This is a genomic window from Betaproteobacteria bacterium, from assembly GCA_016709965.1.
Classification (GTDB): domain Bacteria; phylum Pseudomonadota; class Gammaproteobacteria; order Burkholderiales; family Rhodocyclaceae; genus Azonexus; species Azonexus amarohabitans.
The window spans coordinates 420,873-445,144 of the sequence record JADJLT010000001.1; the positions used below are offsets into that span (position 1 = coordinate 420,873).

Genomic DNA, 24,272 nt, shown 5'->3' on the forward strand with positions numbered 1-24,272 from the left:
ACGGGGGCCACGGCCCCCGTTGTCAGCTGTCGCTAAATCGTCAGATTTACTGAAGCTCTTCCAGACGAATGCGCTTGACCTTGCCCTTTTGGGCAGATAAGCCTTCGATCTTGGCGATGGCAGCATCAGCAGCGCTCTCCTTGCAGACATGGGTCAGGATGATGATGTCGGTTTCGCCCTCGCCCTCTTCCGGCTCACGCTGCAGCATCGCATCGATGGAGATGCCCTGGTCGGCCAGGATGCGGGTGATGTCGGCGAGCACGCCCGGCTTGTCTTCGACGCGCAAACGCAGGTAGTAGCCGGTTTCGATCTCACTCATCGGCAGGATCGGCAAGCTAGACATGGCATCCGGCTGGAAGGCCAGATGCGGCACGCGATGTGCGGCATCGGCCGTGGCCAGGCGGGTAACATCCACCAGATCAGCGATCACGGCTGACGCGGTCGGCTCGGCGCCGGCGCCCTTGCCATAGTAGAGGGTGGTGCCAACAGCATCGCCCTTAACCATGACCGCATTCATGGCGCCCTCGACATTCGCCAGCAGGCGCTTGGCCGGAATCAGCGTCGGATGGACGCGCAATTCAATCCCTTTCTCGCGACGCTTGGCGATGCCAAGCAGCTTGATGCGGTAACCGAGTTGCTCGGCGTACTTGATGTCGGAGGCTTCCAGCTTCGTAATACCTTCGATGTAAGCCTTGTCGAACTGGACCGGAATACCGTAGGCGATAGAAGCGATAAGCGTTGCCTTGTGAGCTGCATCAACACCTTCGATATCGAATGTCGGATCAGCTTCGGCATAGCCCAAGCGCTGGGCTTCTTTGAGCACGTCATCGAATGACAAACCCTTGTCGCGCATTTCGGACAGGATGAAGTTGGTCGTGCCATTGATGATGCCGGCGGCCCATTCGATGCGGTTGGCGGTCAAACCTTCACGCAGCGCCTTGATGATGGGAATGCCGCCAGCCACAGCGGCTTCGAAAGCCACCATGACACCCTTTTGCTGTGCGGCCGTGAATATCTCGGTGCCATGAACAGCAAGCAGCGCCTTGTTAGCTGTCACCACATGCTTGCCATTGGCGATGGACTGCATCACCACTTCCTTGGCCACGCCATAACCACCAATCAATTCGATGATGATGTCGATTTCCGGATCATTGACCAAAGAAAATGCGTCGTCAGTTACGCGAGCAGTACCGCCGGTAATCTGCTTGGCCAGTTCAACGTTCTTGTCGGCCACGGCCGTAATACGAATCGGCCGGCCTGCGCGACGGGTAATTTCTTCTTCGTTGCGTTTGAGAACGGTCCAGGTGCCACCGCCGACGGTGCCGATGCCGATTAGGCCAACATTGATGGGTTTCATGTTCAGTCTTTACTTGGTTTGGTTAGTGTTATGACGCTTGCGATAGTTTTCCAGGAAGCGCGCAATTCGCCCGATTGCTTCCCGCAAATCATCCTCATGCGGCAGGAAAACAAGGCGGAAGTGATCCGGATGCGGCCAGTTGAATCCCGTTCCCTGAACCAGCAGCACTTTTTCTTCCTGCAGCAGTTCGGAAATGAATTGCTGGTCGTTCTTGATCGGATATACCACCGGATCAAGCTTCGGGAACATGTATAGCGCTGCCTTTGGCTTGACACAGCTGACGCCAGGAATGGCTGAAATCAGTTCATGCGCGATATCGCGCTGGCGACGCAGGCGACCGCCATCCTTGATCAGGTCATCAATGCTCTGATAACCGCCCAGCGCTGTCTGAATGCCATGCTGCCCCGGCGCATTCGCGCAAAGCCGCATCGAAGCCAGCATGTCGAGACCCTCAATGTAGTCCTTGGCATGGCGCTTGTCACCAGACACCACCATCCAGCCGGCACGATAGCCGCAGGAGCGATAGTTCTTTGAAAGGCCATTGAAGGTAATCATCAGCACGTCTTCAGCCAACGAGGCGATCGACGTATGCTTTTCACCGTCGTACAGCACCTTGTCATAGACCTCATCGGCATAGATGGTCAGGTGATGCTTGCGGGCAATGTCGATGATTTCGTGCAGCAGATCATCCGGATAAAGCGCGCCTGTCGGATTATTCGGGTTGATCAGCACGATCGCCTTGGTATGGGCGTTGATCTTGCTGCGAATGTCATCCAGATCAGGCAACCAACCCTTGCTTTCGTCGCACAGGTAATGCTTTGGCGTTCCGCCGGACAAGCTGATTGCCGCCGTCCATAAAGGATAGTCTGGCGCCGGCACCAACACTTCGTCGCCAGCGTCCAGCAAGGCATTCATTGCCATTACGATCAGCTCAGACACGCCATTGCCGACGTAGATATCATCGAGCGTCACGCCTTTGATACCCTTCTGCTGGGTGTAATGCATGATCGCCTTGCGCGCCGCGAAAATACCTTTTGAATCCGTATAGCCAGCTGCGTTTGGCAGGTTGCGAATCATGTCCTGCTGAATTTCTTCGGGCGAATCAAAGCCGAACGCGGCCAGATTGCCGATGTTAAGCTTGATGATCTTGTGGCCTTCCTCCTCCATCTGCTTCGCTTTTTGCAGCACGGGGCCGCGAATGTCATAGCAGACGTTGGCGAGTTTGGCGGACTTCTTGACGTGTTTCATGGGAATCTTCCGGCGTGGCGGCGTATGGCCCACTAGGGCCAAAGGTATAATCCTACTTTATCGTATGGTGCACGGCAATTTTGGCGGCCCTTTTGGAATGATCGCGCAGTGAAACTACACACAACCAACACAGCCGGACTCAACCTGTTCACCGCCTATGGCGACGACTATGCTGCGGTCAACCAGGAAAAACACCAAAAAAACATAATTTTGCTACCGGAATCGATTATTTCGGAATGGACATCTGCAACAGTAAGCACGCTGACAGAAGCAGACATGCAAATCTTGCTTGGTTTGGGCACCGAAATCATCCTGCTTGGCACCGGCAAGCGCCTGCGTTTTCCGCCCGGTGAACTTCTCCGTCCATTTGCACAGGCCGGCGTTGGCCTCGATGTCATGGATTTGCAAGCCGCCTGCCGTACTTACAATATTCTTGCAGCAGAAGGCCGCAAGGTTGCTGCAGCCCTCCTCTTCGACTAAGAACTGTACTTATTCGAGCTTTTTCAGGTATTCCTTGGTAAAAATCTTATCCGGCAAATCCCGCAGCTTCATTTCGCTGTAGTCAAGGATCGATTTTTCACCATTGCGTAAAGCATCCTCCATGACCAGGCGAGTCGGGCGCACCCGTCCGGCCAATGTCTTGAAATTTTCAAAACTACACTTTTTCATCAGCCGATTTGAAAGCGAATAAAACTCAGCCTTCAAAGGCCAGCCTGATTTCTCATTCACCCAGTAAACGACACGCTGATAAGTGACGCTTCGATCCACCGCAGTCAACTCCAGAACGTGATAGCTGTCGTGGCCAATCTTCTCGGTAGAAACAATTTTCGGATTGTAATCGCCGGAAAAATTGGCGCGCGCCAAGTCACCGTTGGCCACCTGACCCGTCAAACGTTGCGCTAGGGAAATCCGCACCGGCTGCGACACTTCGGGCATGAATACCCACAGGTCACGACCTTTCATCAAGATGATCTGCCCACGCTCTGAAGCAGGCTCAGTCACCATAACGACAGTATTCTCATTCCCCTTGGAGAGCACTCTGTATTTCCGGGTATCAGCCTCCTTATCGGGACGCTGCGAGTTAATCTCAATATCAACCTGAAACCCATCAGTCGGAAAACGAACCTTGTCTGCCTTTTCCACTATACTGCGGGCTAGCGCATCATCGTTCGGCGCAACGCTGGTACCCTGTGCTGCAACAGTCAACGACTGGAGCAAAAGAAAAATGCCAGACGCCAACAAAAAAAGCCAGTTGCCATTCCGAACAGCATTATTTGGTAACATGAATATTCTCCCGCAATATCCTGAATTAAATTTTGACGGTAGCAACCCATCATGAGCGTTGTCCGAGTAGAACATGTCTTCAAGGATTACCAGCTTGGCGAGCAGACCGTCCAAGCATTGAATGATATTACATGGTCCATTGAGCCCGGCGTGTTTCTCGCCATTTCCGGCCCATCCGGAAGCGGCAAAACCACCTTGCTCAACCTGATCGGTTGCATCGACAAACCGAGCCGCGGCAAGATATTTATCAACGAAGAAGACGTCTCGGAAAAATCCGCGAATGAACTGGCTGACCTCCGTGCCCATTCGATTGGCTTCATTTTTCAGACATTCAATCTGCTGCCGGTTCTTTCCGCTGCTGAAAACGTCGAATATCCTCTGCTTCGACGCAAAGACATCTCCGCAGAAGAACGAAAAAAGCGCGTCGATTATTTTCTTGAAATTGTCGGTCTGACCAAATTTGCCGATCACCGCCCGAATCAGCTCAGCGGAGGACAACGACAGCGGGTCGCCATCGCCCGCGCCTTGGCGATCAAACCGAGCATCGTCCTCGCCGATGAACCCACCGCGAATCTTGACAAGGCAACAGGTCGAGAAATTCTCAGCCTGATGAAGCAAATCAACCGTCGCCTTAAAACCACCTTTATTTTCTCCACCCATGACCAGAAGGTGATCGATCGCGCCGACCGCCTGGTACAGATGGAAGACGGCTGCATCACCGCCTTTGGTGTCCGCAACGATATCGACAAGACTTGGAGTCTGGCACGCATTCGCCCAGAGACCGAATCTGAAGACGAATAGCATATTCGAAAATTCCAACAGGAATACCCAGTGACCCACCTGAAACTCCCGTTCCATTTGAGTATCCTCGCGGCATGTTGCCTGACGTTTAGCGCCAGCGCCGCAGAGGACGACCTGTTAAGCCGTGACTCGCTATTTGGAGACGACCTTCCCAAACTTTCTTCTGCGCGTAGCGAACCCGGCCTTGGTATCAAGGGCTTCATCCAGTTCGAAGCGGCACGCACAATAGCTGAGCCAGAACACTGGTCGAAGCTGCGTAGTCGCGCCGAACTCGGCACTTCCGGCAAACTTGGTGACAGCATGAAGTGGAAAGTCGGGGCTCGTTTCGACTATGACTTTGCTTACGCAAGCAACGATTTTTATCCCTCGGACGTCGAAAAAAATCAGCGCCACGGTATCGAACTACGCGAAAACTACTTTGATTACAGTTTGGGTAACTGGGATTTCCGTGTCGGCAAGCAGCACGTCGTCTGGGGCGAAATGGTCGGACTTTTCTTCGCCGACGTAGTCTCCGCTCGCGACCTGCGGGAATTCGTCCTCCCTGAGTTTGATCAGATGCGGATTCCCCAGTGGGCAGCCCGGGCCGAGTATTTCGCCGACGACTATCATGCTGAGTTTCTATGGATTCCGGTGGCCACTTACGACAACATCGGCAAGCCCGGCTCGGAATTCTATCCAATGCCTACAGCCCCGAACGTACGCTACCTTCAGGAAGTCCGACCACAACGTGACGCGGACAACATGAACTACGGACTCCGCTTGTCAACACTGAAAAACGGGTGGGACATCTCGGCTTTCTACTATCGCAGCACCGATGTCAGCCCAACCTTTTACCGTCAATTTGACGGCCCAACAATGGTCTTTCAAGCTCGCCACGACCGAATCAATCAATACGGAAGCACTCTTTCCAAGGATTTTGGAGACGTGGTCTTGAAGGCCGAAGGTGTATACACAACAGGCCGTAGCTTCAGCGTGCTGGATCTTGCCGACAGTGACGGTGTCGTCCGGCAAAACACGCTCGACTGGGCCGTCGGTCTCGATTTCACCCTTCCGGCCGAAAGTCGTTTCAACGTCCAACTCTTCCAACGTCGTTATTCCAACTATAACGCCACCCAGATTCCCGACAAGGAAGAAAATGGCTACAGTCTTTTGTTCAATACCAAGTTCATCAACAACTGGGAAGCTCAGGCTATCTTCATTTCCAGCCTGAACAGGAGCGACTGGCTACTTCGCCCACGCGTAACTTGGAACTTTGAACGCAATTGGCGCTTAATGTTCGGTGCGGACCTCTTCAAGGGGGCACCAACCGGACTATTTGGTCGCTATGATCAAAAGGACAGGATATACAGTGAAGTCCGCTACACTTTCTAGCACTATGCTGATTGCCATTTGAAGTGTCGACATTCTTTACACTCCTCTGTCATCAATTCGATACGCCCCCCCCAAACCATTGATTAAAATCAACTATTAATTAATGGCATAACGCTTGCTTAGTTATGACACACAAGCCTCACCCCTAAACGCAGTTGCCAAGAGCAACAATTTGGAATCAAGGAGATTTACAATGAAAACCTCGCTTATACGTAAAGGCATTTTGGCATCTGCCGTTGCAGCCACACTCGGCTTGGGTTTTGCCCCGCAAGCCATGGCGGTTCCTGGTGTGTTCGAAGTCAGCCCGAACAACTTGGGCTTGACCGGCTATTCGCCGTTCAACGCTGATCAGATGCTCGGAAACTCTTCCGTTCTGCTGACGGCCACTGACGCCACACACGAAACCGGCTCAGGCTGGATCAACTTCACCAGCTTTACGTTGAACAACACGCCGATTTTGGCCGGCGCAAGCGGCATCAATCTGGGCGGTGCTAATTCTTACGCCCTGTACATTACCTTCGATCAAGCAGCAACTTTGACGACTGGTACAATCAATACACCGGGAAGCTCTGGGGTTCTGACGTCGTTGAATTACACCCTGTGGGCCGACGTGGGTTCAGACAGCGTCTTTACAAACGCTTCAGCATCAACCGCTACTGCTGCTACCGTAACCCAAAACACGGCGGACAAGAAATTGGCTACCGGAAGCTTGATTTCAGGCGTAAACGGCATCAATGCTCTTGGTGGCGCTTTCTTTAATTCGGTTACCACCATCAGCCTGACGGCAGACGGCAGTAGCTACTTCACCAAACCGATCCCTTTCTTTGAACTGGCCTTTGAACAGTTTAATAACACCAGTCAAGGTATCGAAATTGTTGGCAACTTGGTTTCAATTAACCAAGAAACAGGCTCGGTCGACTTCAACCGCATCCCGGAGCCGGCCTCTCTGGCGCTGATGGGACTTGGTCTTTTGGGCTTGGGTGCTTCCCGTCGCCGTAACAAATAAGTCCAAGTAGCATTTAAAAATCCCCCTGTTGATTATTTGTCAACAGGGGGATTTTGCGTTTACCAATATGTGTTTATTAATTGATACGTTTCGCCGGACATCCAACCCACGTTTCGTCACGTTTGATATGACTGCCCTTTGGCACTACTGACTGAACGCCGACCAGTGCACCATCATCAATAGTCACCCCGGCCATAATGATGGCTCGAGCCCCGATGGTGACATTGTCCCCAATCACGATTGGTTCATATGCGAGGACATCCCCTTCAATAATATGAGCAATCAACATTGCATCATTCCCGATTAGGGAATTCTTCCCGATTTGGACGAACTGGGGATCCATCATCAGGCCTGAGCAGAAACTGTTCGTTCCTATTTTCGCCCCCAAGGCCCGAAGTAGCATCCCCAAGACCGGATATGGCAAAAATCTAGAAAATATTAGAGGATTAAAGAGCAGGATATAGTGGAGCATATACACAAATGCAGTGTTCTCCGCTGCACTACCTGGTTTGATATTTCCATTTGGAATCGGCGCAATACGTTGGCGCAATCTAAAAAGCAATATCGTCAAAAAATAAAACACTACGAAAGCGCTTGCCAGCGTCAGCACCCCACGAAAATCATCAGGGAAACTATCTTTAGCAGTCCAAGCAGCAAGGCACGTGATTATCAGATTGGAACTAGTCATACCAAAAAACTGTACGACCGCTTTGGTTGATATCTTTCTCACCCAAAATCTCCCATTTTCTAATTGGTAGCTTAGCTAGTCGCCAGAATTCGTTTCTATTGCTTTGTAATATCGCAACTTTCCAAAGCTTCTCGATTAAGCAATTTGGCGAGAAACCATTCGAGCGAACGGCTATCAAGGCATTGCTTGGCAGACTGGGCCAGTTTCACCGCATTGATTCGGTAACAATCCTTAGTCCAAAGTTGATTTGCCAAGTTGAGCACAGACTCTCTTGTGATACGGTCAGCACGCATTGTCAAGCCTGCACCAATTTTCTCAATGGCTCGCATATTCATGAATTGATCCATGTTTTTTGCGATACCTAAGACAGGAACACCGTTCACCAATGCTTGATTGGTCGTAGGACTTCCGCCATTGCAAACGACCAATCGCGCTGCCTTACAGACCAAATCGCCCGGAACGAAATCAAATACTTTAACGTTAGAAGGAAGACTACCATCCGGCCACCTCCATCTAGCTGCAGTTGAAACAATGACTTGAGGACCAAGCTTTGCCAACGCCATCAAAATATCAAACAAAACATCCGTATCACCCGAGCTACCCATAGATACGTAAAAATATTCGCTACTCAGGTCGGCAGATAAAGCAAAATCTGCGTTATTTTCTGGAGACCAGGCTACCGGGCCGATGAAAGCGCAACTTTCGCTCTCCTCAACGTCAGGGAACAATGCAGGAATATTAGCAAACAGTCTGAGATCAGCGTCGGTATAGCATTTTTGTAAATCATAGCCCAACGATGACAGGCCATATTCGGATCTCAAGCGTTCATGAGGTATTGCATGGATTCGGAAAGCCAGCGGCGAAAACACCCTAAAACAAAGTTCGGCAAAGCGAATCGGAAGATAACGTGTAAATGCAAATACTGGAAGCACAGATTTTACGGAATGCTCTGGACTCCAGTAAGCGTCACACAAATTAATGAATGGAATTTTTCGAACACGCGAACTGACCGACAGTGACAATCGAAAATCCCCGATGGTCACATCAGGACAAACCAAATCAATCAGCGAAAGATCATCCCGTACATAACTTTTCAACGTCGGATAATCATATAAAGGCAAGCCTCTTTCCAAGCGCCTAGAAAACTCATTGGGATCTTGACACGACAGATCAATGATCTTGAACGATTCATTTTTCGTCAGCCATTCGTAATTTTTTGGGCGTGCAAAAACCACATCAACCCTCGCCGGGTCCAAACTTCTTGCAAGAACCAAGGATCTGGCAACATGAGCAAGAGTCGCCCCCTCTGCAAAGAAAAGGATTTTCTTACGGCCGTCTTGGTCTTCAATCATCTGATGCCCTGGTCAAATCCACGATCAGCACAGTCACTTCATAAGCTTTTCAAGATCAACTCTCAATGAGCGTGATGTGGGCCGAGTAGATTGCCCCAATCTTGCAAAGAAGCCGAAAGGCGTGTCTGGCGTTGCGCTACACATTTTTTCGAATTCAAGTGCCAAAACCGAAGCTCGTTCTGCAATTCCTAGCTTTCGAGAGAATTGTCGTCCTGATCGCGTGTACCAGCGAAAAATAACCGGAGTCATTTCCGGTTGAACGTAATAGCCGAGTGCTGTCGCAGTTAGCCAGAACCGCTGCATCGATACCCCCATTAATACCCAATCCATTAGTTTCGATGGTGCATTTTTTGGTCGAATCAAGACATGCGATGAACACATAATTGCGGGTAATAAGTCCAACTGTATCCGTGGCAATATTGTTCCAAAAGCATATTTGTTGAAAAAGTCAACGCGCTCCCAACTCTGCATCACCCATCGCATTAGCCTCGCGGTAAAAGGATCAACACCAACAGCCTGCTCAGGAATCCTGTCTTTGCTGAATTGCGCGCTCCATTCGATAACGTGTTTATGAACAAGGTAAGCCTCTGGGGAGACCAACCGTAAATAAGCACTTTTCCAAAGGAGTCTTGCCACGCTTAATCTACGCCCTAGCGTCTCGAAGAAATGAAGATCAAATTGCTCCCCTACTGATTTGATCAGGGTATTCTTCTCATCATTACTCAGTGGCACTATTCTCATAGAGCGCCTTTGGACTACGCGAGACTGGATATAAATAGCTAGAGGGTCTCGTTCCAATCCATTCGCTGGTTTAAGGGATACCCTATAAACAGGGAGTCGATCATCTGACATCGGATCAATTTCCCAAGAGGCTAACATACCCTCCAAACTCGCTGCTATGCGAATGGTCTCCAAGAGTGCCCCATGCGCCATATGGCTTGCATGGCCATCGAAGTCGTAAAGCACATTATCTCGGGTATCATGGCCATACACGGCTACGTTAAAGTCATCAACAATTCGAAAACGCCAAGGTTGAGTGTTATCACCGCTAGGCGCCCAACGAGCCAAATCCAAAATTCTTTCCAGCGCTTGACTACTCATCGCTTTACCACCTTGGTCATAACCTGAAGTTGACGGCGCACCAATGAGCGCATTACAGCTTGCAACGGATTTCTGTACCCTCCTGGACGCCACGTTTTCTTATAGATCATTCGATAGGCATCGAACTGGCTTCCCCATGGCGCAAGCTTGACCCCTCCACGACCAAGTAACAGTTTTAGTGCCTCAACAGCAGCAACGCCAGCACACAACTGACAAGCCGCAATGCTTGAGGGACCACGGCGCTCCGCAAGACTGATACGGCTCATGTCAGCCACATATCCTCTTTGCAGCATGCCTGGAGAAAGCCCTACCAAGAAGCGAATTGCCATCTCCATTTCATCACAGCCTTCAAACCCAAAATAATCCTCAAACGACATTCCACTTGGCGCAAATACCAATAATGCCGTTCCCAATCCCAATGGTGCTGCCGTTACAACCGGAATCCCCATACGTTCGCATGCAGCAAAAGTCAAACGCCGGGCAGAAAAAGCAAAAAAATCCAGCCCGTCGACATAGAGGTCCACTCCACGAAGAAAGTCGTCCAATGAATCATGCTGTATTCCAGCAGGAAAGAGCTTCAACTCAAGGCCAGGGTTGATTTGACGTGCCATATCTGCAAGCACATCAATCTTGGACTGGTGAAGCGTATTTATCGTAGCCCCAACTTGTCGGTTAAAATTAACAATATCAAAAACATCAAAGTCTGCAATATTAAATTTACCCACTCCTAACCGGGCAAGAGTCAAGAGATGGACCCCTCCAACCCCACCAAGCCCCCCGATCGCCACCCGGGCATTTCTGAGCTTGAGCTGTTCTGATTCTGTAACCCAACCTATGTTCCGCGAGAATGCCGCCTCGTAATCGAACATTTCTTAGCTCCTCAAGATACCTGCCAATTAGTATTACAATCGTTTTGACAACCTTACCTTAAGCTTCATGTCACGCCAATGATCAATATCGTTACAGAGGCTCTTGTTGCGCTACGCAACCTGAAGCGAAATAAAAACAGAACGACAATTGCACTCATTACAGTTGCAAGTGGCCTGATTGCCTATATGTTGGCTGGAGGCTTCATCGAATGGATCTTCCAAGGCATGAGGGAAGGCGCCATTCGCTCACAACTGGGCCATATTCAGATCGTTCGACCAGGATATTTCGAACGAGGCATCGCCGACCCATACAATTTTCTGCTTCCGGCAAATTCAAAAGAATTAAGTCAGATCGCCACATTGCCAGATGTGCGAGAAGTATCGGAAAGACTTTCGTTTAGTGGACTTATCAGCCTTGGTGACACAACCGTAAGTTTCATTGGGGAAGGAATACAACCAAATCAAGAAACAATTATTAGCGATGCCATTTACATGCGGGCCGGCACAAATCTGGAGTCGAACAACCAGCGTGCCGCCTTACTTGGGGAAGGCTTGGCTAAAAACCTTGGGGCCAAAATAGGCGATAACATCGTCTTGCTTGCGACAGCAAAAAATGGCACCCCTAATGCAATTGAAGTCAAAGTCTCAGGAATATTCTATACAGCCTCCAAGGACTATGACGACAACGCATTGCGCCTCCCCATTGATTTTGCCAGAAAACTTATGCGTGTCGAAGGTTCGACTGTGTGGGTACTAATTTTGAAAAAAACCTCATTAACCGACTCTGTGGTTGTCGCCTTAAAAAAATTTCTTCCGAATACAAATTTTCAAATCTTTGCTTGGATTGAGCTCGCAGATTTCTATAAGAAAACCGTCAGTTTATTTGGAAAACAAATCAGTCTTATCAAGATGATCATCGCATTAATTATTGTATTAACAATTTCCAACTCGCAAAACATGAGCGTTATGGAAAGAACTACAGAGATTGGCACAATGATCGCTATAGGTTCCCGTCGCTCAGCAATACTTCGAATGTTCATTCTGGAAGGACTAATGCTTGGCATTCTCGGTGGGATAGTTGGTGTCTCGCTAGGATATTCGCTGGCGGCAACACTATCTTTCATTGGGATTCCCATGCCCCCTCCACCGGGTATGGAAGTTGGATTCACCGCAGAAATACTCGTTACACCACCTCTGGTGATTGATGCTTTCGCTCTCGCCATGATCACCACAGTGTTTGCAAGTCTAATGCCAGCGATTAGAGCCAGTCGCCTAAATATCGTGGACGCTTTGCGGAGCAATCAATGAAATCTATTATCTCGATGCGGCTATCTTTAGCCGTTCGAAATCTCATAAGACAACGCTCTCGCACCGCAACATCTCTGGGCGCCATTATCTTCGGCGTCGCGTCCATGATCATCGTTGGTGGATTTGTCAATGACATATTTATCCAACTTGGGGAGGCGACAATTCACTCGCAAACGGGTCATATCCAATTGGCCAAGAGCGGCTTTTGGGCTGCGCGATCTCGCGCATCTGATTCATTCATGATCCAATCTACGGAAAAGCTAAAGCTGACAATCGGAGCTCTTCTGGAAACCGATCAAGTGGTATCACGAGTTAATTTTGTTGGTATGTTAAACAACGGAAAACGTGACCTTGGCATTTTCGGTGACGGCATTGAACCAGATGGCGAAGCACATATTGGTAGCTTCATGCGTTACATCCAAGGTCGCCCACTAGCAGACAAAGATACAGATGGCATGGTAATTGGTCAGGGGGTTGCACAATCGCTGAATTTAAAAGTAGGCGATCACGCAACCTTAGTGATTAGTTTGGCGCAAGGAGCAGTCAACACGCTGGATTTTAAGGTTATAGGTATATTCCAGAGTTTTTCGAGAGAATTTGATGCTAGGGCAGTCCGAATTCCGCTACCAGCCGCGCAAGATCTTCTTGATACTCGTTCAGTGCACCTAGTTATCACAACACTCAAGTTAACAAATGACTCCGAACGAATCGCAAACATGTTGAAAAAAGCTCTCAATGATGAAGGCCTTGACATCATGACTTGGCGAGAGCTCTCAGACTTCTATGAAAAAACTGTTCAGCTTTATGAGGCACAGTTTGGAGTATTGCGACTGATAATTTTTCTAATGGTATTACTAAGCGTAGCGAACAGTATCAACATGAGTCTTTTCGAACGAACCAGAGAGTTCGGCACTTTGCTTGCTCTCGGAGAAACGCCGAACGGAGTATTCAAACTTATCTTGACCGAAACCACCTTGCTTGGTGCATTTGGCGCTTTCCTTGGAATTCTAACCGGTGTCGGTGTCGCTTGGGTCATCTCGTTAGTTGGCATCGAAATGCCGCCACCACCCAACTCAAATCTTGGGTATTCAGCTTTAATCCGACTTGACCCCATAGCTATCCTCACATCGGGCGCAATTGGATTCTTTGCTACTGTTTTCGCATCATTGTATCCAGCACGCCGCTCAACGAAGATCAACATTATCGATGCTTTGCGGCACGGCGTTTAACCTACAACGTGAATTCCTTCTCACCGCATAGTCTTCAATGTCGGGTTTTGCTCCCGTTTCCGCTATGATATCGCCCTATTGATTGCCTGCAATGGCACTTACCATCCGCAACCTGATCGAGATAAAAACCATGTCAAACCTCTATTCCAACTTGGTTACTGCATCAAAGTTATTAATTGCATCGACTATCGTTTGGTCCTTGATTGGTTGTAGCTCCAACCCTCCAGCACCACCTTTGGCCGCAACAGCAGATTACAGCTACAAAATTGGGCCAGGCGACACTCTCAATATTGTTGTTTGGCGCAATCCAGAACTATCCATGAGCGTTCCGGTGCGCCCTGATGGGAAGATTTCCGCCCCATTGATCGACGACTTAGCGGCAATGGGCAAAGATCCAACCACACTGGCTCGCGACATCGAGAAAGAACTGGGCAAGTTCATTCGTGATCCAGTTGTCACAGTTATCGTGACCGGTTTTGTTGGCCCATACAGTGAGCAGATTCGTGTCATCGGGGCAGCCACCAAACCGCAAATTCTTTCATACAAGCAAAAAATGACGATTTTGGATGTCATGATCGCTGTCGGAGGTATCACTGACTTTGCAGACGGCAACAAGGCAACCATCCTACGAACTTCTGAAAATAATGCCCAATACAAAGTACGCCTCAAAGATCTTGTCAAAAATGGTGATGTTTCAGCTAACGTGGAAATGAAACCTGGCGATGTAGTCATCATTCCGCAAAGCTGGTTTTAAACGGTCCTGATCAACCTCTACGTTCATCCTATATTTACGGTGACCGTTAATTAATTGAGCATATTAGATGGATGAAATTCTTCGCCAAGCTTTATCGGTCTTGCGCGCAACATGGAAGCATCGTCGGCTCGGCATGCTTGTCGCTTGGGTTGTCGGGGCCATTGCAGCCGGAGTAATTTTGCGTATTCCAAACCAGTTCGAAGCATCAGCCCGTATATATGTTGACACCCAATCTATCCTGAGACCGCTAATGTCGGGACTCGCTGTTCAACCGAATATTAAACAGCAAATCATGATGCTGAGTCGGACCCTTATCAGCCGCCCGAATATTGAAAAATTGATCAGAATGGCCGATCTTGATTTGAATATCAAAAGCAAAACTCAGCAAGACGCACTGATCGACTCTTTGACGAGCACACTAAAAATTCAGAGCTTGGGTAGGGATAACCTTTACACAATTTCACATCGCGACCCCGACCCAGCCAAGGCACAACGGGTTGTGCAAGCACTTGTGTCAATTTTCATTGAATCCAGCCTTGGCGACAAACGTCAGGACACCGACTCAGCCAGAAAATTTCTAGAAGAACAAATTCGTAATTATGAGAAAAAACTGGAGCAGGGCGAAAACCGTTTGAAAGAGTTCAAGTTAAGAAATATTGATCTTGCTACCAGCGAAGGAAGAAGTGGCATTGATCGCTTAAGTGAACTTACAACAAAGCTAAATACCGCTCGGCTCGAACTACGTGAAGCAGAACAATCGCGCGATGCCCTGCGACGGCAAATTGTGGGAGAAGAACCGGTGCTTCTTCCGGAAACATCGGGCAGTCAGTCAAGTATATCTCTTCCAGAAATCGATGGCCGAATCGATGTTCAAAAGCGAAATCTTGACACCTTACTCCAGCGTTACACCGAACAGCACCCTGATATTATTGGAACGCGACGCTTGATTAAGGATCTTGAAGATCAAAAGCGGCAAGAGCTCCAAGCTCGTAAAAAGTTTGCGGTCGCAAATCCAGGGGCGTCTGTAAGCAACAACCCAGTCTACCAGCAACTTAAGGTTTCGCTTGCTGAGGCAGAAGCTAATACAGCCTCGCTTCGGGCTCGAGTAAGTGAATACGAAGAGCGCTACAAGCGCACTACCGCAGTTATGAAGACACAGCCGCAGTTGGAAACTGAACTTGCTCAACTTAACCGAGATTATGAACTAGACAAGAAAAACTATGAACAGCTAGTTACTCGGAGAGACTCAGCCGAACTTACCGGGGATCTTGACTCGGCTGGTTCGATGGCAGATTTCCGCCTAATTGACCCTCCTCGAGCGTCGTCCACTCCAGTTGCACCCAATCGATTGCTTCTTTTCCCTCTCGGTCTGGTTTTCGCTATTGTTGCAGGTCTTTTTGTCGCCTTCGCAGCAAGCCAGATTCGCCCTGTTTTCTTTGATAGCAAAACCCTACGCGACACGACTGACTTACCTGTCCTTGGTGTGGTATCCCTAATTCCAAATGAAACTCGTCGAATTAAAGAACGCACTAGCCTACGTCGCTTTTTGCTAGCCACAGCCGGTTTAGTACTGTCTTATGCAATCGGTTTAGGACTTCTTACATACTTGGCCCAACGTGCCACCTGAGGTTGACTTATGAGTCTGATAGAACAAGCTGCCAAGCGCCTCGAACAACTTCGCCAAGCAGGCGTCGAACTCCCCGATGAACCAGACAAGCGCACGACAGGCTCGTCGGAGTTTACTATTAGTCAGCCGGCTCCCCCTATCCCCACAGAATATTTAAATTCACCAAGAACCCAAAATCCGACAACATCTGGATTTGTTAGCGCACAAACCATATTAGATCTGGAAGCCATTTCCGCATCTGGCCTACTTACCCCCAATGCTGCCCGTAGCCAGCTCGCGGATGAGTTTCGCGTGGTCAAACGCCCGCTAATTGCCAACGCGATGGGGCGAGGTACTACACCAGTGCCGAATGGTAACCTGATCATGGTAACCAGCGCGCTGCCGGGGAAGGCAAAAGCTTTTCGGCGATTAATCTAGCGATCAGCATTGCTATGGAACTCGACAATACCGTAATGCTAGTTGATGCCGATGTAGCTCGACCTTCAGTGCTAAATATGTTGGGCCTGCCGCCAGCCGCGGGCTTGCTGGATGTTTTAGAACAAAACTCCGTCGATATTTCAAGTGTTCTGTTACGAACAAATATTGAAAACTCTCCATACTTCCAAGCGGCACGCCACACCCACGAGCCACGGAGTTACTGGCGAGTGATACCATGATTCGCCTTCTTGACGATATGGCTAGCCGTTATAGCGATCGCATCATTGTCTTTGATTCACCACCATTGCTTTTAACAACAGAAGCTCGTGTTCTTGCTACACACATGGGGCAGATAATCATCGTGGTAAACGCAGAAAATACTGCTCAGGCCGCAGTGAAACAAGCAATTGCCACTATTGAATCATGCCCGCTCAAGATGATGTTACTGAATCAGGTACGGGCCTCTAAGACAGATGGGTACGGGTACGGGTACGGGTACGGGTACGGGTACGGGTACGGGTACGAGCATGAAAAATAAAGCCACACTCTTCATTGTGGTCAGCGGCTTATTTTTCGGACTCGTATCAAGCTCTGTATCAGCGCAGTCCGAAGAACAAAGTAGCAGAAATTTCTCTATTAGCCCTCGCATTAAAATGACAGAAACTTGGAGTGACAATGTTTCGATAAGCGCTGGACAAAGTGGTAAAGAAAGTGGCTTCATTTCGGAACTGACACCCGGCATCCGGATCGATGCAAAAACTGCCAGACTCAAGGCTTATTTCGACTACGCTCTGACGGAGCAGAATTACTCAACATCGTCTGGAAGAAATCGTTCGCAGAATTCTCTAAACACCTTTGGAACGTTTGAAGCTTTCTCTAACTGGCTATTTCTGGATTTCTCCGGAATAATTGCCCAGCAGGCTATCTCTGCGTTTGCTCCCCAATCTCCCAGTGGCACCAGTATCAATAGCAATAGCACGGAGACCACCACCTACCGTCTATCTCCTTATATTCGCGGCCAGATTGCTGGAAATGTCGATTACTCATTGCGTTACAACTGGTCGACAACAAACTCTAACGCTTCGGCGGTATCCAGCATCGATATTTCTGACTGGTCAGGCCAATTGCGCGGCAGTACGGGGCTCCAGAATCTAAAATGGTCGCTCGATGCAACCCAACAGACATCAAGTTATAGCCTAGGACGCACAACAGACGCTGAACGAATGTTCGGGATGGCGACATACACAATTGTTCCGCAACTACGAGTTTCGATGAGTGGCGGTAGAGAAAGCAACAACTACGCATCCCAAAATACGGAGACCCGCGCCACTCATGGCTTTGGCTTTGACTGGAGTCCAACGGAACGAACTGAGATTTCCGCCTTTAAGGAACGCCGATTTTTTGGCAATGGTCACCGATATAGTTTTAGTCATCGTTTTCCGCTGAGCAGTATTCGATACTCTGATACAAGGGATGTATCGGTATTACCAAATCAATTTACGACGATTGGTTTGGGCACGATATTTGATATGTTTTATCAAATATGTAGCCAGCAGCTCTCCAGTTTGTATAGCGATGCTGTCCAATTGAATCAGGCCGCCAACACGTGTGCGGTAAATCTCGTAGGACAGTTTGGGGTTCCGCCCAACGCACAAGTTACTAGTAGTTTTTTGAGTTCTCGTGCCACCGTTCAACGTAGCCAGCAATTAGCCCTCGCCTTCCAAGGCGTACAGAATACCGTGACAGTGATGTTTATTCGCAGCGAGAGCCAGTCTATATTTGCCGCAGGTGCAGTGAATGATACTTTTTCCCAGAACAATACGACCAGCATTCTTCAGCGCGGCTTCAGCATAAATATTGCACATAACCTGAGTGCCATTACCAACGTCAGCTTGATGACTTCTCGGCAGAAGAGTACTGGGACCGGCAACAACGGACTAGAAGCCACAACTTCAATGTATCAGGCAAATTTAAATTCTAAACTTGGAGCTAGAACAACAGGTTCTGTCACCATCCGCCATACAAAATTTGAGAACTCGACTAACCCCTTTACCGAGAATGCAATCATCGGTACTGTTTCAGTAATTTTCTGAGTTTATGTATCAATCATACTACGGCCTGACTAGCAAACCATTTCAGCTCAATCCAGATCCGGCGTTTTATTTTGGAAGCAAGCAGCACCGTCGCGCCCAAGCATATCTTGAATATGGTATGCATCAAAATGAGGGTTTTATTGTCATTACCGGTGAAGTAGGTGCTGGAAAGACTACTATCGTTCGTGGGTTGCTTGACAGCCTTGACCCTGAAAAGGTGATTGCAGCCCAACTTGTCAGTACGCAACTTGATGCCGATGACACGTTACGATTAGTTGGCGCCGCTTTTGGCCTGCGGACGAAAGATCTTGCGAAATCTGACGTCTTGATGTCACTTGAGGCCTTTCTAATTAGCATGACTACGAAAGGCAAACGCTGCCTTCTGGTCGTCGACGAAGCTCAAAATCTATCCGCAAGAGCAGTTGAAGAACTGCGAATGCTCTCTAATTTCCAGTATGGCAATCAGGCCCTGCTACAGAGTTTTCTGGTTGGCCAACCGGAGTTCCGCCAAATTTTGCAGAGCCCCCACATGATGCAGTTTCGCCAACGAGTAATCGCTACTTGCCATATCGGCCCCTTGGATGTGGGTGAAACAGAGGCCTATATCACCCACCGACTGCACCATGCAGGCGCCATAGACTCTCCCAGCATTTCCAGCCTTGCCTTCGAAGCCATTTTCAAGGCTAGTAGCGGGATTCCACGGCGCATTAACTCTGTTTGCGACCGCTTGTTACTTTTCGGATATCTCAATCAACAGAAAAACTTTGATGTGGCGGATGTCGATGAAGTAGCCCGCGAAATATTTGAGGAAACGATTGGTGGCACGACACAAGCATCGCAGCAATACTATCTAAATGCTGGAAATTCAAATTCGCCCTATTCAAGTTCCAGCACTGCAGTCGGATTTCAGGACAGGCCGCAAGTCCAACAATCATTGATTGCCACCTTAAGCGCTGAGCATCTCGCAGAGCGCTTGGCTCGGTTGGAGAGCAGTTTGGTACAACTTGAGCGAATAAACAGCGCAACACTGAGCTTGATGCAACAGTTTGTGAGCAAAGATAGCATACCAGCCGAATTACAGACGGAAAACGTGAAAGTTGATGTCTGACCGCTATTGTGACTTACTTGACGAAGCGCCAACATCAAAACAGATGAATCACCATGAACATGCCGCAATCCAATCCATTCAACGCACTGACCATTGACGTTGAGGACTATTTTCAGGTCTCGGCGTTTTCACCGTATATTCCGCGTACTGACTGGCCTATTCGCGAATGTCGTATCGAGCAAAATATAGATCGCATTCTCGCCATGCTTGACGAACACGATACCAAAGCCACTTTCTTTACCTTGGGCTGGGTAGCAGAACGCTACCCGAATGTCGTCCGACGTATCGTTAATGACGGCCACGAATTGGCAAGCCATGGGTATGGCCATGAACGAGTTAGCGATCAAACTCCAGACAGTTTTTTGCAGACATAAATGTTGCCAAACTGATTTTAGAAGACATTTCCGGGACAGCAGTCAGGGTTACCGCGCGCCCAGTTTCTCAATCGGCGAGAAAAATCTTTGGGCATTTGAAACACTGGAAAAAGCAGGCTATCACTACAGCTCCAGTATTTATCCGATCCACCATGACCATTATGGGATGCCCAATGCACCGCGGCACGCACATCGGATAGGCAATCTGCTGGAAATTCCAGCCACTACGGTGCGATTTTTCAATCGTAATTGGCCCGCTAGTGGCGGCGGTTATTTTCGTTTGATGCCCTATGAGCTATCTCGCTGGATGATACGACGCGTTAACAGCGTTGATCAGTTATCGGCAATTTTCTATTTCCATCCATGGGAAATCGATGCGGGGCAACCTCGTATCGACGGCATAGGAGCCAAGACTCGTTTTCGCCACTACGTCAATATCGATCGAATGGAAAGTCGCCTGCGTCGCCTACTTGCCGATTTTTCATGGGGTCGGATGGATAAATTGTTCCTGAAACAGGCCTAACCCCATGATCATCAAACATTTGGATGCTTCCGATCACGGAAGCGTATTGCGCTGGAACGAATTCGTATTCGCTTGCCCGGACGCAACATTCTTTCACCGGGCAGAGTGGAAGCAAATCATCGGTAAGGTTTTCCGACACCCCACATTTTTCTCTATGCCGAAAAGGCAAGTCAGATTGTTGGTGTTCTACCACTGGCGCACGTCAAGAGCCGCCTTTCGGCAATGCCTTGGTCTCGCTTCCTTTGCCGTTTATGCCGGCATCGCATCAAATGACGTAGATGCGCAAGCTGGCCTTGAAGCAGAAGCGCAACAACTGGCAGTCAAACTCGACGTTGATCACCCTGAATTCAGAAACGTTTTAGCCAAACACTCAAACTGGCCAACACAAGATTTATACGTAACCTTTCGAAAGGAAATCCTGCCTGATGCCGAAGCCAACATGCTTGCCATTCCACGTAAACAGCGGGCAATGGTCCGAAAAGGAATTAAAAATTGCCTAAAAAGTCAGGTTGACCGGAGCAGCGACCGATTTTTTTCACTGTTTGCAGACAACGTTCATCGCCACGGCACCCCGGCCTTGCCCAAGCATTATTTTGACACCCTTCTGGAGGTTTTCGGCAACGATTGTGAAATTCTGACCATCACCTCACCGGAAGGTAAGCTGCTGAGCAGCGTTCTTTCGTTCTACTTCAAGAAAGAAGTGCTGCCTTACTATGCTGGCGACGATGAGGCCGCTCGTAATCTCGCTGCCAACGACTTCAAATACTGGGAACTGATGCGACTGAGTTGTGAGCGTGGCCTGCGCACCTTTGACTTTGGTCGAAGCAAGATCGGAACGGGCCCCTACTCTTTCAAGAAGAATTGGGGCTTTGAACCAAAGCCGCTGCACTATGAATACTGCCTGTACAAATCTGACAAAATTCCGCAAAATAATCCGAACAACGCCAAATACAAACTATTCATCAAAGCTTGGAGGCACATCCCAATCGGACTCGCCAACTGGCTTGGCCCACATATTGTGCGCAATTTGGGCTGACAATGGCGAACATCCTTTACCTCGTCCACCGCCTCCCCTACCCGCCCAATAAGGGCGACAAGGTACGTTCGTTCCATTTTCTGAAACACCTAGCTGCGCGACACAAGGTTTTTCTTGGCACATTTGTCGATAACCCAAACGACATGCAGCACATTGAAACTGTCCGTAATTTTTGCAGCGACCTGCATGTCGCTCGCCTCGACCCGAAATTTGCCAAGATACGTAGCCTCAATGCTTTGCTGGCTGATGAACCATTATCCCTGCGCTACTACCGAGATATCGGAATGCAGCGCTGGGTTGATGACATCCTCCATCAACAAAAATTGATGCCGTTGTGGTGTTCAGCTCAGCGATGGCGCAGTACGTTGAAACGATTACCCGAGTGCCATTACTTGTAGACTTTGTCGATGTTGATTCAGCAAAATGGACTCAATACGCGCCCGAGCACCGCTGGCCGATGTCTTGGCTATACCGACTGGAAGGTAAGCGACTACTGGCCTATGAACGAGAAACCTCGATCCGCTCCACACGTTCATTTTTTGTAACCGATGCGGAGGCAGATCATTTTGCCCACCTGGCACCTGAATGTGCCGTCCGTGTCCAAGCACTTTGCAACGGTGTTGACGCCGACTATTTCACCCCTGACGACAATCGTACATCTCCCTACATCGCCGATGAGATACCCATCGCATTCACCGGTGCCATGGACTATCTGCCAAATATTGATGCCGTACGCTGGTTTGCCACTGACATGGTTCCTACACTATTCCAACGTTGGCCAAAACTTCGTTTCTACATCGTAGGCAGCAATCCACCTCCGAGGTTCTGGCACTGGCGTACCAATATCACTGTGACCGGAACAGTTCCCGATATACGTCCGTATCTGCAATATGCAACAGTCGTCGTTGCTCCGCTAAGAATCGCTCGTGGCATCCAAAATAAAATTCTGGAAGCGATGGCGATGGCCAAACCAGTGGTCGCCTCTACCGAATGCGCTACAGCGGTCGACGCCATTTATGGGCAGGAATTGTTAACTGCTTCTGCAACTTCAGACTTCATCGCGGAGATCGAAACCCTTCTGCAAGATGAGGAACGTTGCGTCAGAATCGGTGCAGCAGCCCGCGAAAGGGTATTAAAACACTATAGCTGGGAAGCGCATCTCAGCGGCATAGATCAATATCTTCCCTGTCCCAACAAGGTCAGTCAATGACCCGCACTGGAGAAAATCACCTGCTCGGCTGGAAACCGACTCTATACGCGATAGGTCTACTACTTTCATGGATCGCTTATTGGTACTGGGGTTCCGTGGAGGCAATGGCAGGAATCTGGTGGCGTTCAGAAACATATGCCCATGGACTAATTGTTCCACCGATCACCCTATGGCTCGTCTGGCGTGATCGCCATCGTCTAGCCGTTTTGCAGCCGCGACCGACTTTGTTGTTTGCCCTACCGCTCGCTGTCGTTTTTTTGCTGGCTACTCGGTGATCTGACTGCTGTGAACGCCTTGACCCAATTCTCGGTCATAGCTATTGCCATTTTGACCATCTGTTCCCTGGTTGGACTCGTTATCGGTAAGGAAATGGCCTTCCCGTTTGTTTTTCTGTTTTTCGCAGTACCCATCGGCGATTTTCTGCTGCCCCAATTGATGGAATGGACTGCCGACTTTACGGTACACGCCTTGCGGCTGACAGGCATACCAGTATTCCGCGAAGGTCAGAATTTCGTCATACCCAGCGGCAACTGGTCGGTGGTCGAAGCCTGCAGTGGTATTCGCTACCTGATCGCTTCGCTGACCGTCGGTACGCTGTACGCCTATCTCACCTACACCTCACTCAAGCGCCGTCTGACATTCATAATCGTTGCATTGCTGGTTCCCATTGCTGCCAACTGGCTACGCGCCTACCTGATTGTGCTCCTCGGTCATATCTCAGGCAATAAACTTGCAACTGGGAGACCACCTGATCTATGGCTGGGTATTTTTCGGAGTCGTCATCGCTATCATGTTTGCGATTGGAATGCGGTGGGCTGAACCCATTCGGGCAGATCAACCGGGCAACCCGATCTCAACTGAGAACAACAGACCCACGAAAAGTCCATGGCAGATCGCAATTCTGCTTAGCCTGATCATCGTTGCTGCTCCTCTGTACAAAACCTATGTCGAGAAAAAGTAGCACATCAAAAAACGTCAAGCTTGTTCTTGTAGAGACTACCACCCCATGGCATATAACGGATTCGCAGATCGACTGGCGGCCTCGATTTGCTAATCCCTCAGCCGAACTAGACTCGACTTACAGGAATCCAGAAGGGTGGGTTGGGCTTTATATTGCTTATTATCAAAACCAGAACTATGACAATAAACTGGTCACATCAACCAACGTACTCGCAACATCAAACGATAAACTTTGGCAAGTCGTCACTAGCAGTTCGGTGAAATACACCTTTGGCGGCGTCGAGCATCCTGTACGGGAAGCAGAACTACTACATAAGCAGAGCGGAGCAGACGATCGCTATATTGTTTGGCAGTGGTACTGGATCAATGGCCACCTGACCAATAGCGATATCGAGGCAAAATGGCTAACAGCTTGGGCTATGCTTACAGGCCACGGTGATGACAGTGCGGTTATCATCATCTACGCACCCGCGGCAACTGCTGCCGACGTCCTGCCAGCCTTCGCCACTGAACTAGGTGCCGAAATCCTTTCAAAGTTTGGCCGGGGCTCGGCAGA

The 24,272-nt window shown here is 49.2% G+C and carries 19 protein-coding genes and 5 pseudogenes; 17 read left to right on the top strand and 7 right to left on the bottom strand.

Translation table 11 applies throughout. From position 1 onward, the window contains the following. Window positions 1-46 precede the first annotated feature (46 nt). A complete protein-coding gene (locus IPJ12_02095) occupies window positions 47-1,357 on the bottom strand; it encodes a homoserine dehydrogenase (GenBank protein ID MBK7645988.1) in 1,311 nt (436 codons plus the stop codon). Between the two features lie 9 nt (window positions 1,358-1,366). Continuing rightward, the gene (locus IPJ12_02100; GenBank protein MBK7645989.1) at window positions 1,367-2,605 is read right to left on the bottom strand and encodes a pyridoxal phosphate-dependent aminotransferase; all 1,239 of its coding nucleotides are present in this window, start codon (window positions 2,603-2,605) and stop codon (window positions 1,367-1,369) included. A 108-nt stretch (window positions 2,606-2,713) separates the two neighbouring features. On the opposite strand from IPJ12_02100, the gene IPJ12_02105 reads away from it, so the two are divergent. Beyond that, window positions 2,714-3,085 (top strand): Mth938-like domain-containing protein, encoded by a 372-nt coding sequence (locus IPJ12_02105; GenBank protein MBK7645990.1) that lies wholly within the window; start codon window positions 2,714-2,716, stop codon window positions 3,083-3,085. 9 nt (window positions 3,086-3,094) lie between these two features. Here IPJ12_02105 and IPJ12_02110 read toward each other — a convergent pair whose 3' ends face one another. Next, window positions 3,095-3,811 carry an outer membrane lipoprotein-sorting protein gene (locus IPJ12_02110; protein ID MBK7645991.1) on the bottom strand — a complete coding sequence of 239 codons (717 nt, stop codon included), beginning with the start codon at window positions 3,809-3,811 and terminating at the stop codon, window positions 3,095-3,097. A 129-nt stretch (window positions 3,812-3,940) separates the two neighbouring features. On the opposite strand from IPJ12_02110, the gene IPJ12_02115 reads away from it, so the two are divergent. The 3 genes from IPJ12_02115 (at window position 3,941) to pepA (ending at window position 7,067) form a co-directional block, all read left to right on the top strand. Further along, window positions 3,941-4,690 (top strand): ABC transporter ATP-binding protein, encoded by a 750-nt coding sequence (locus tag IPJ12_02115; GenBank protein MBK7645992.1) that lies wholly within the window; start codon window positions 3,941-3,943, stop codon window positions 4,688-4,690. 30 nt (window positions 4,691-4,720) lie between these two features. Next, entirely contained in the window at window positions 4,721-6,061 is a 1,341-nt protein-coding gene (locus IPJ12_02120) for a hypothetical protein (GenBank protein MBK7645993.1), read from the top strand. Window positions 6,062-6,254: 193 nt separating this feature from the next. Further along, the gene (gene pepA / locus IPJ12_02125) at window positions 6,255-7,067 is read left to right on the top strand and encodes a flocculation-associated PEP-CTERM protein PepA (protein MBK7645994.1); all 813 of its coding nucleotides are present in this window, start codon (window positions 6,255-6,257) and stop codon (window positions 7,065-7,067) included. A 76-nt stretch (window positions 7,068-7,143) separates the two neighbouring features. Here the strand turns inward: pepA and IPJ12_02130 are convergent, their stop codons facing one another. From IPJ12_02130 to IPJ12_02145, 4 genes are read right to left on the bottom strand one after another with little or no spacing between them, the layout of a single operon-like run. Then, a complete protein-coding gene (locus IPJ12_02130) occupies window positions 7,144-7,797 on the bottom strand; it encodes an acyltransferase (GenBank protein MBK7645995.1) in 654 nt (217 codons plus the stop codon). Between the two features lie 53 nt (window positions 7,798-7,850). Further along, complete coding sequence (locus IPJ12_02135; protein ID MBK7645996.1) at window positions 7,851-9,107, bottom strand: glycosyl transferase UDP-glucuronosyltransferase; 1,257 nt, start codon at window positions 9,105-9,107, stop codon at window positions 7,851-7,853. Window positions 9,108-9,140: 33 nt separating this feature from the next. After that, window positions 9,141-10,208 carry a nitroreductase family protein gene (locus IPJ12_02140; protein MBK7645997.1) on the bottom strand — a complete coding sequence of 356 codons (1,068 nt, stop codon included), beginning with the start codon at window positions 10,206-10,208 and terminating at the stop codon, window positions 9,141-9,143. Beyond that, window positions 10,205-11,077, bottom strand: a complete 873-nt coding sequence (locus tag IPJ12_02145; GenBank protein MBK7645998.1) for a ThiF family adenylyltransferase — start codon at window positions 11,075-11,077, stop codon at window positions 10,205-10,207. Before IPJ12_02145 ends, IPJ12_02140 begins: the two co-directional genes overlap by 4 nt. A 78-nt stretch (window positions 11,078-11,155) precedes the next feature. On the opposite strand from IPJ12_02145, the gene IPJ12_02150 reads away from it, so the two are divergent. The 13 genes and pseudogenes from IPJ12_02150 to epsI all read left to right on the top strand — a co-directional run bounded on the left by IPJ12_02150 (window position 11,156) and on the right by epsI (window position 24,246). Further along, the gene (locus IPJ12_02150; protein MBK7645999.1) at window positions 11,156-12,385 is read left to right on the top strand and encodes an ABC transporter permease; all 1,230 of its coding nucleotides are present in this window, start codon (window positions 11,156-11,158) and stop codon (window positions 12,383-12,385) included. Window positions 12,386-12,399: 14 nt separating this feature from the next. Then, a complete protein-coding gene (locus tag IPJ12_02155) occupies window positions 12,400-13,614 on the top strand; it encodes an ABC transporter permease (protein ID MBK7646000.1) in 1,215 nt (404 codons plus the stop codon). Between the two features lie 130 nt (window positions 13,615-13,744). Continuing rightward, window positions 13,745-14,368, top strand: a complete 624-nt coding sequence (locus IPJ12_02160) for a polysaccharide biosynthesis/export family protein (protein MBK7646001.1) — start codon at window positions 13,745-13,747, stop codon at window positions 14,366-14,368. Window positions 14,369-14,435: 67 nt separating this feature from the next. Next, window positions 14,436-15,995 (top strand): chain length-determining protein, encoded by a 1,560-nt coding sequence (locus tag IPJ12_02165; protein MBK7646002.1) that lies wholly within the window; start codon window positions 14,436-14,438, stop codon window positions 15,993-15,995. A 9-nt stretch (window positions 15,996-16,004) separates the two neighbouring features. Then, window positions 16,005-16,950 (top strand): annotated as a pseudogene (locus IPJ12_02170) (tyrosine-protein kinase family protein). After that, window positions 16,940-18,505, top strand: a complete 1,566-nt coding sequence (locus IPJ12_02175) for a TIGR03016 family PEP-CTERM system-associated outer membrane protein (GenBank protein MBK7646003.1) — start codon at window positions 16,940-16,942, stop codon at window positions 18,503-18,505. Before IPJ12_02170 ends, IPJ12_02175 begins: the two are co-directional and overlap by 11 nt. A 4-nt stretch (window positions 18,506-18,509) precedes the next feature. Further along, window positions 18,510-19,613: an AAA family ATPase gene (locus IPJ12_02180; protein MBK7646004.1), complete on the top strand. Its 1,104-nt coding sequence runs from the start codon at window positions 18,510-18,512 to the stop codon at window positions 19,611-19,613. Window positions 19,614-19,666: 53 nt separating this feature from the next. Next, a pseudogene (locus IPJ12_02185) lies at window positions 19,667-20,510 on the top strand (DUF3473 domain-containing protein). 4 nt (window positions 20,511-20,514) lie between these two features. Further along, window positions 20,515-21,546 (top strand): annotated as a pseudogene (locus IPJ12_02190) (FemAB family PEP-CTERM system-associated protein). A 2-nt stretch (window positions 21,547-21,548) separates the two neighbouring features. After that, window positions 21,549-22,756 (top strand): annotated as a pseudogene (locus tag IPJ12_02195) (TIGR03087 family PEP-CTERM/XrtA system glycosyltransferase). Next, the gene (locus tag IPJ12_02200; protein MBK7646005.1) at window positions 22,753-23,031 is read left to right on the top strand and encodes an archaeosortase/exosortase family protein; all 279 of its coding nucleotides are present in this window, start codon (window positions 22,753-22,755) and stop codon (window positions 23,029-23,031) included. Before IPJ12_02195 ends, IPJ12_02200 begins: the two are co-directional and overlap by 4 nt. A 10-nt stretch (window positions 23,032-23,041) precedes the next feature. Continuing rightward, a complete protein-coding gene (xrt, locus tag IPJ12_02205; GenBank protein ID MBK7646006.1) occupies window positions 23,042-23,575 on the top strand; it encodes an exosortase in 534 nt (177 codons plus the stop codon). A gap of 125 nt (window positions 23,576-23,700) precedes the next feature. Then, window positions 23,701-24,246 (top strand): annotated as a pseudogene (gene epsI, locus IPJ12_02210) (EpsI family protein). Window positions 24,247-24,272: the final 26 nt, after the last annotated feature.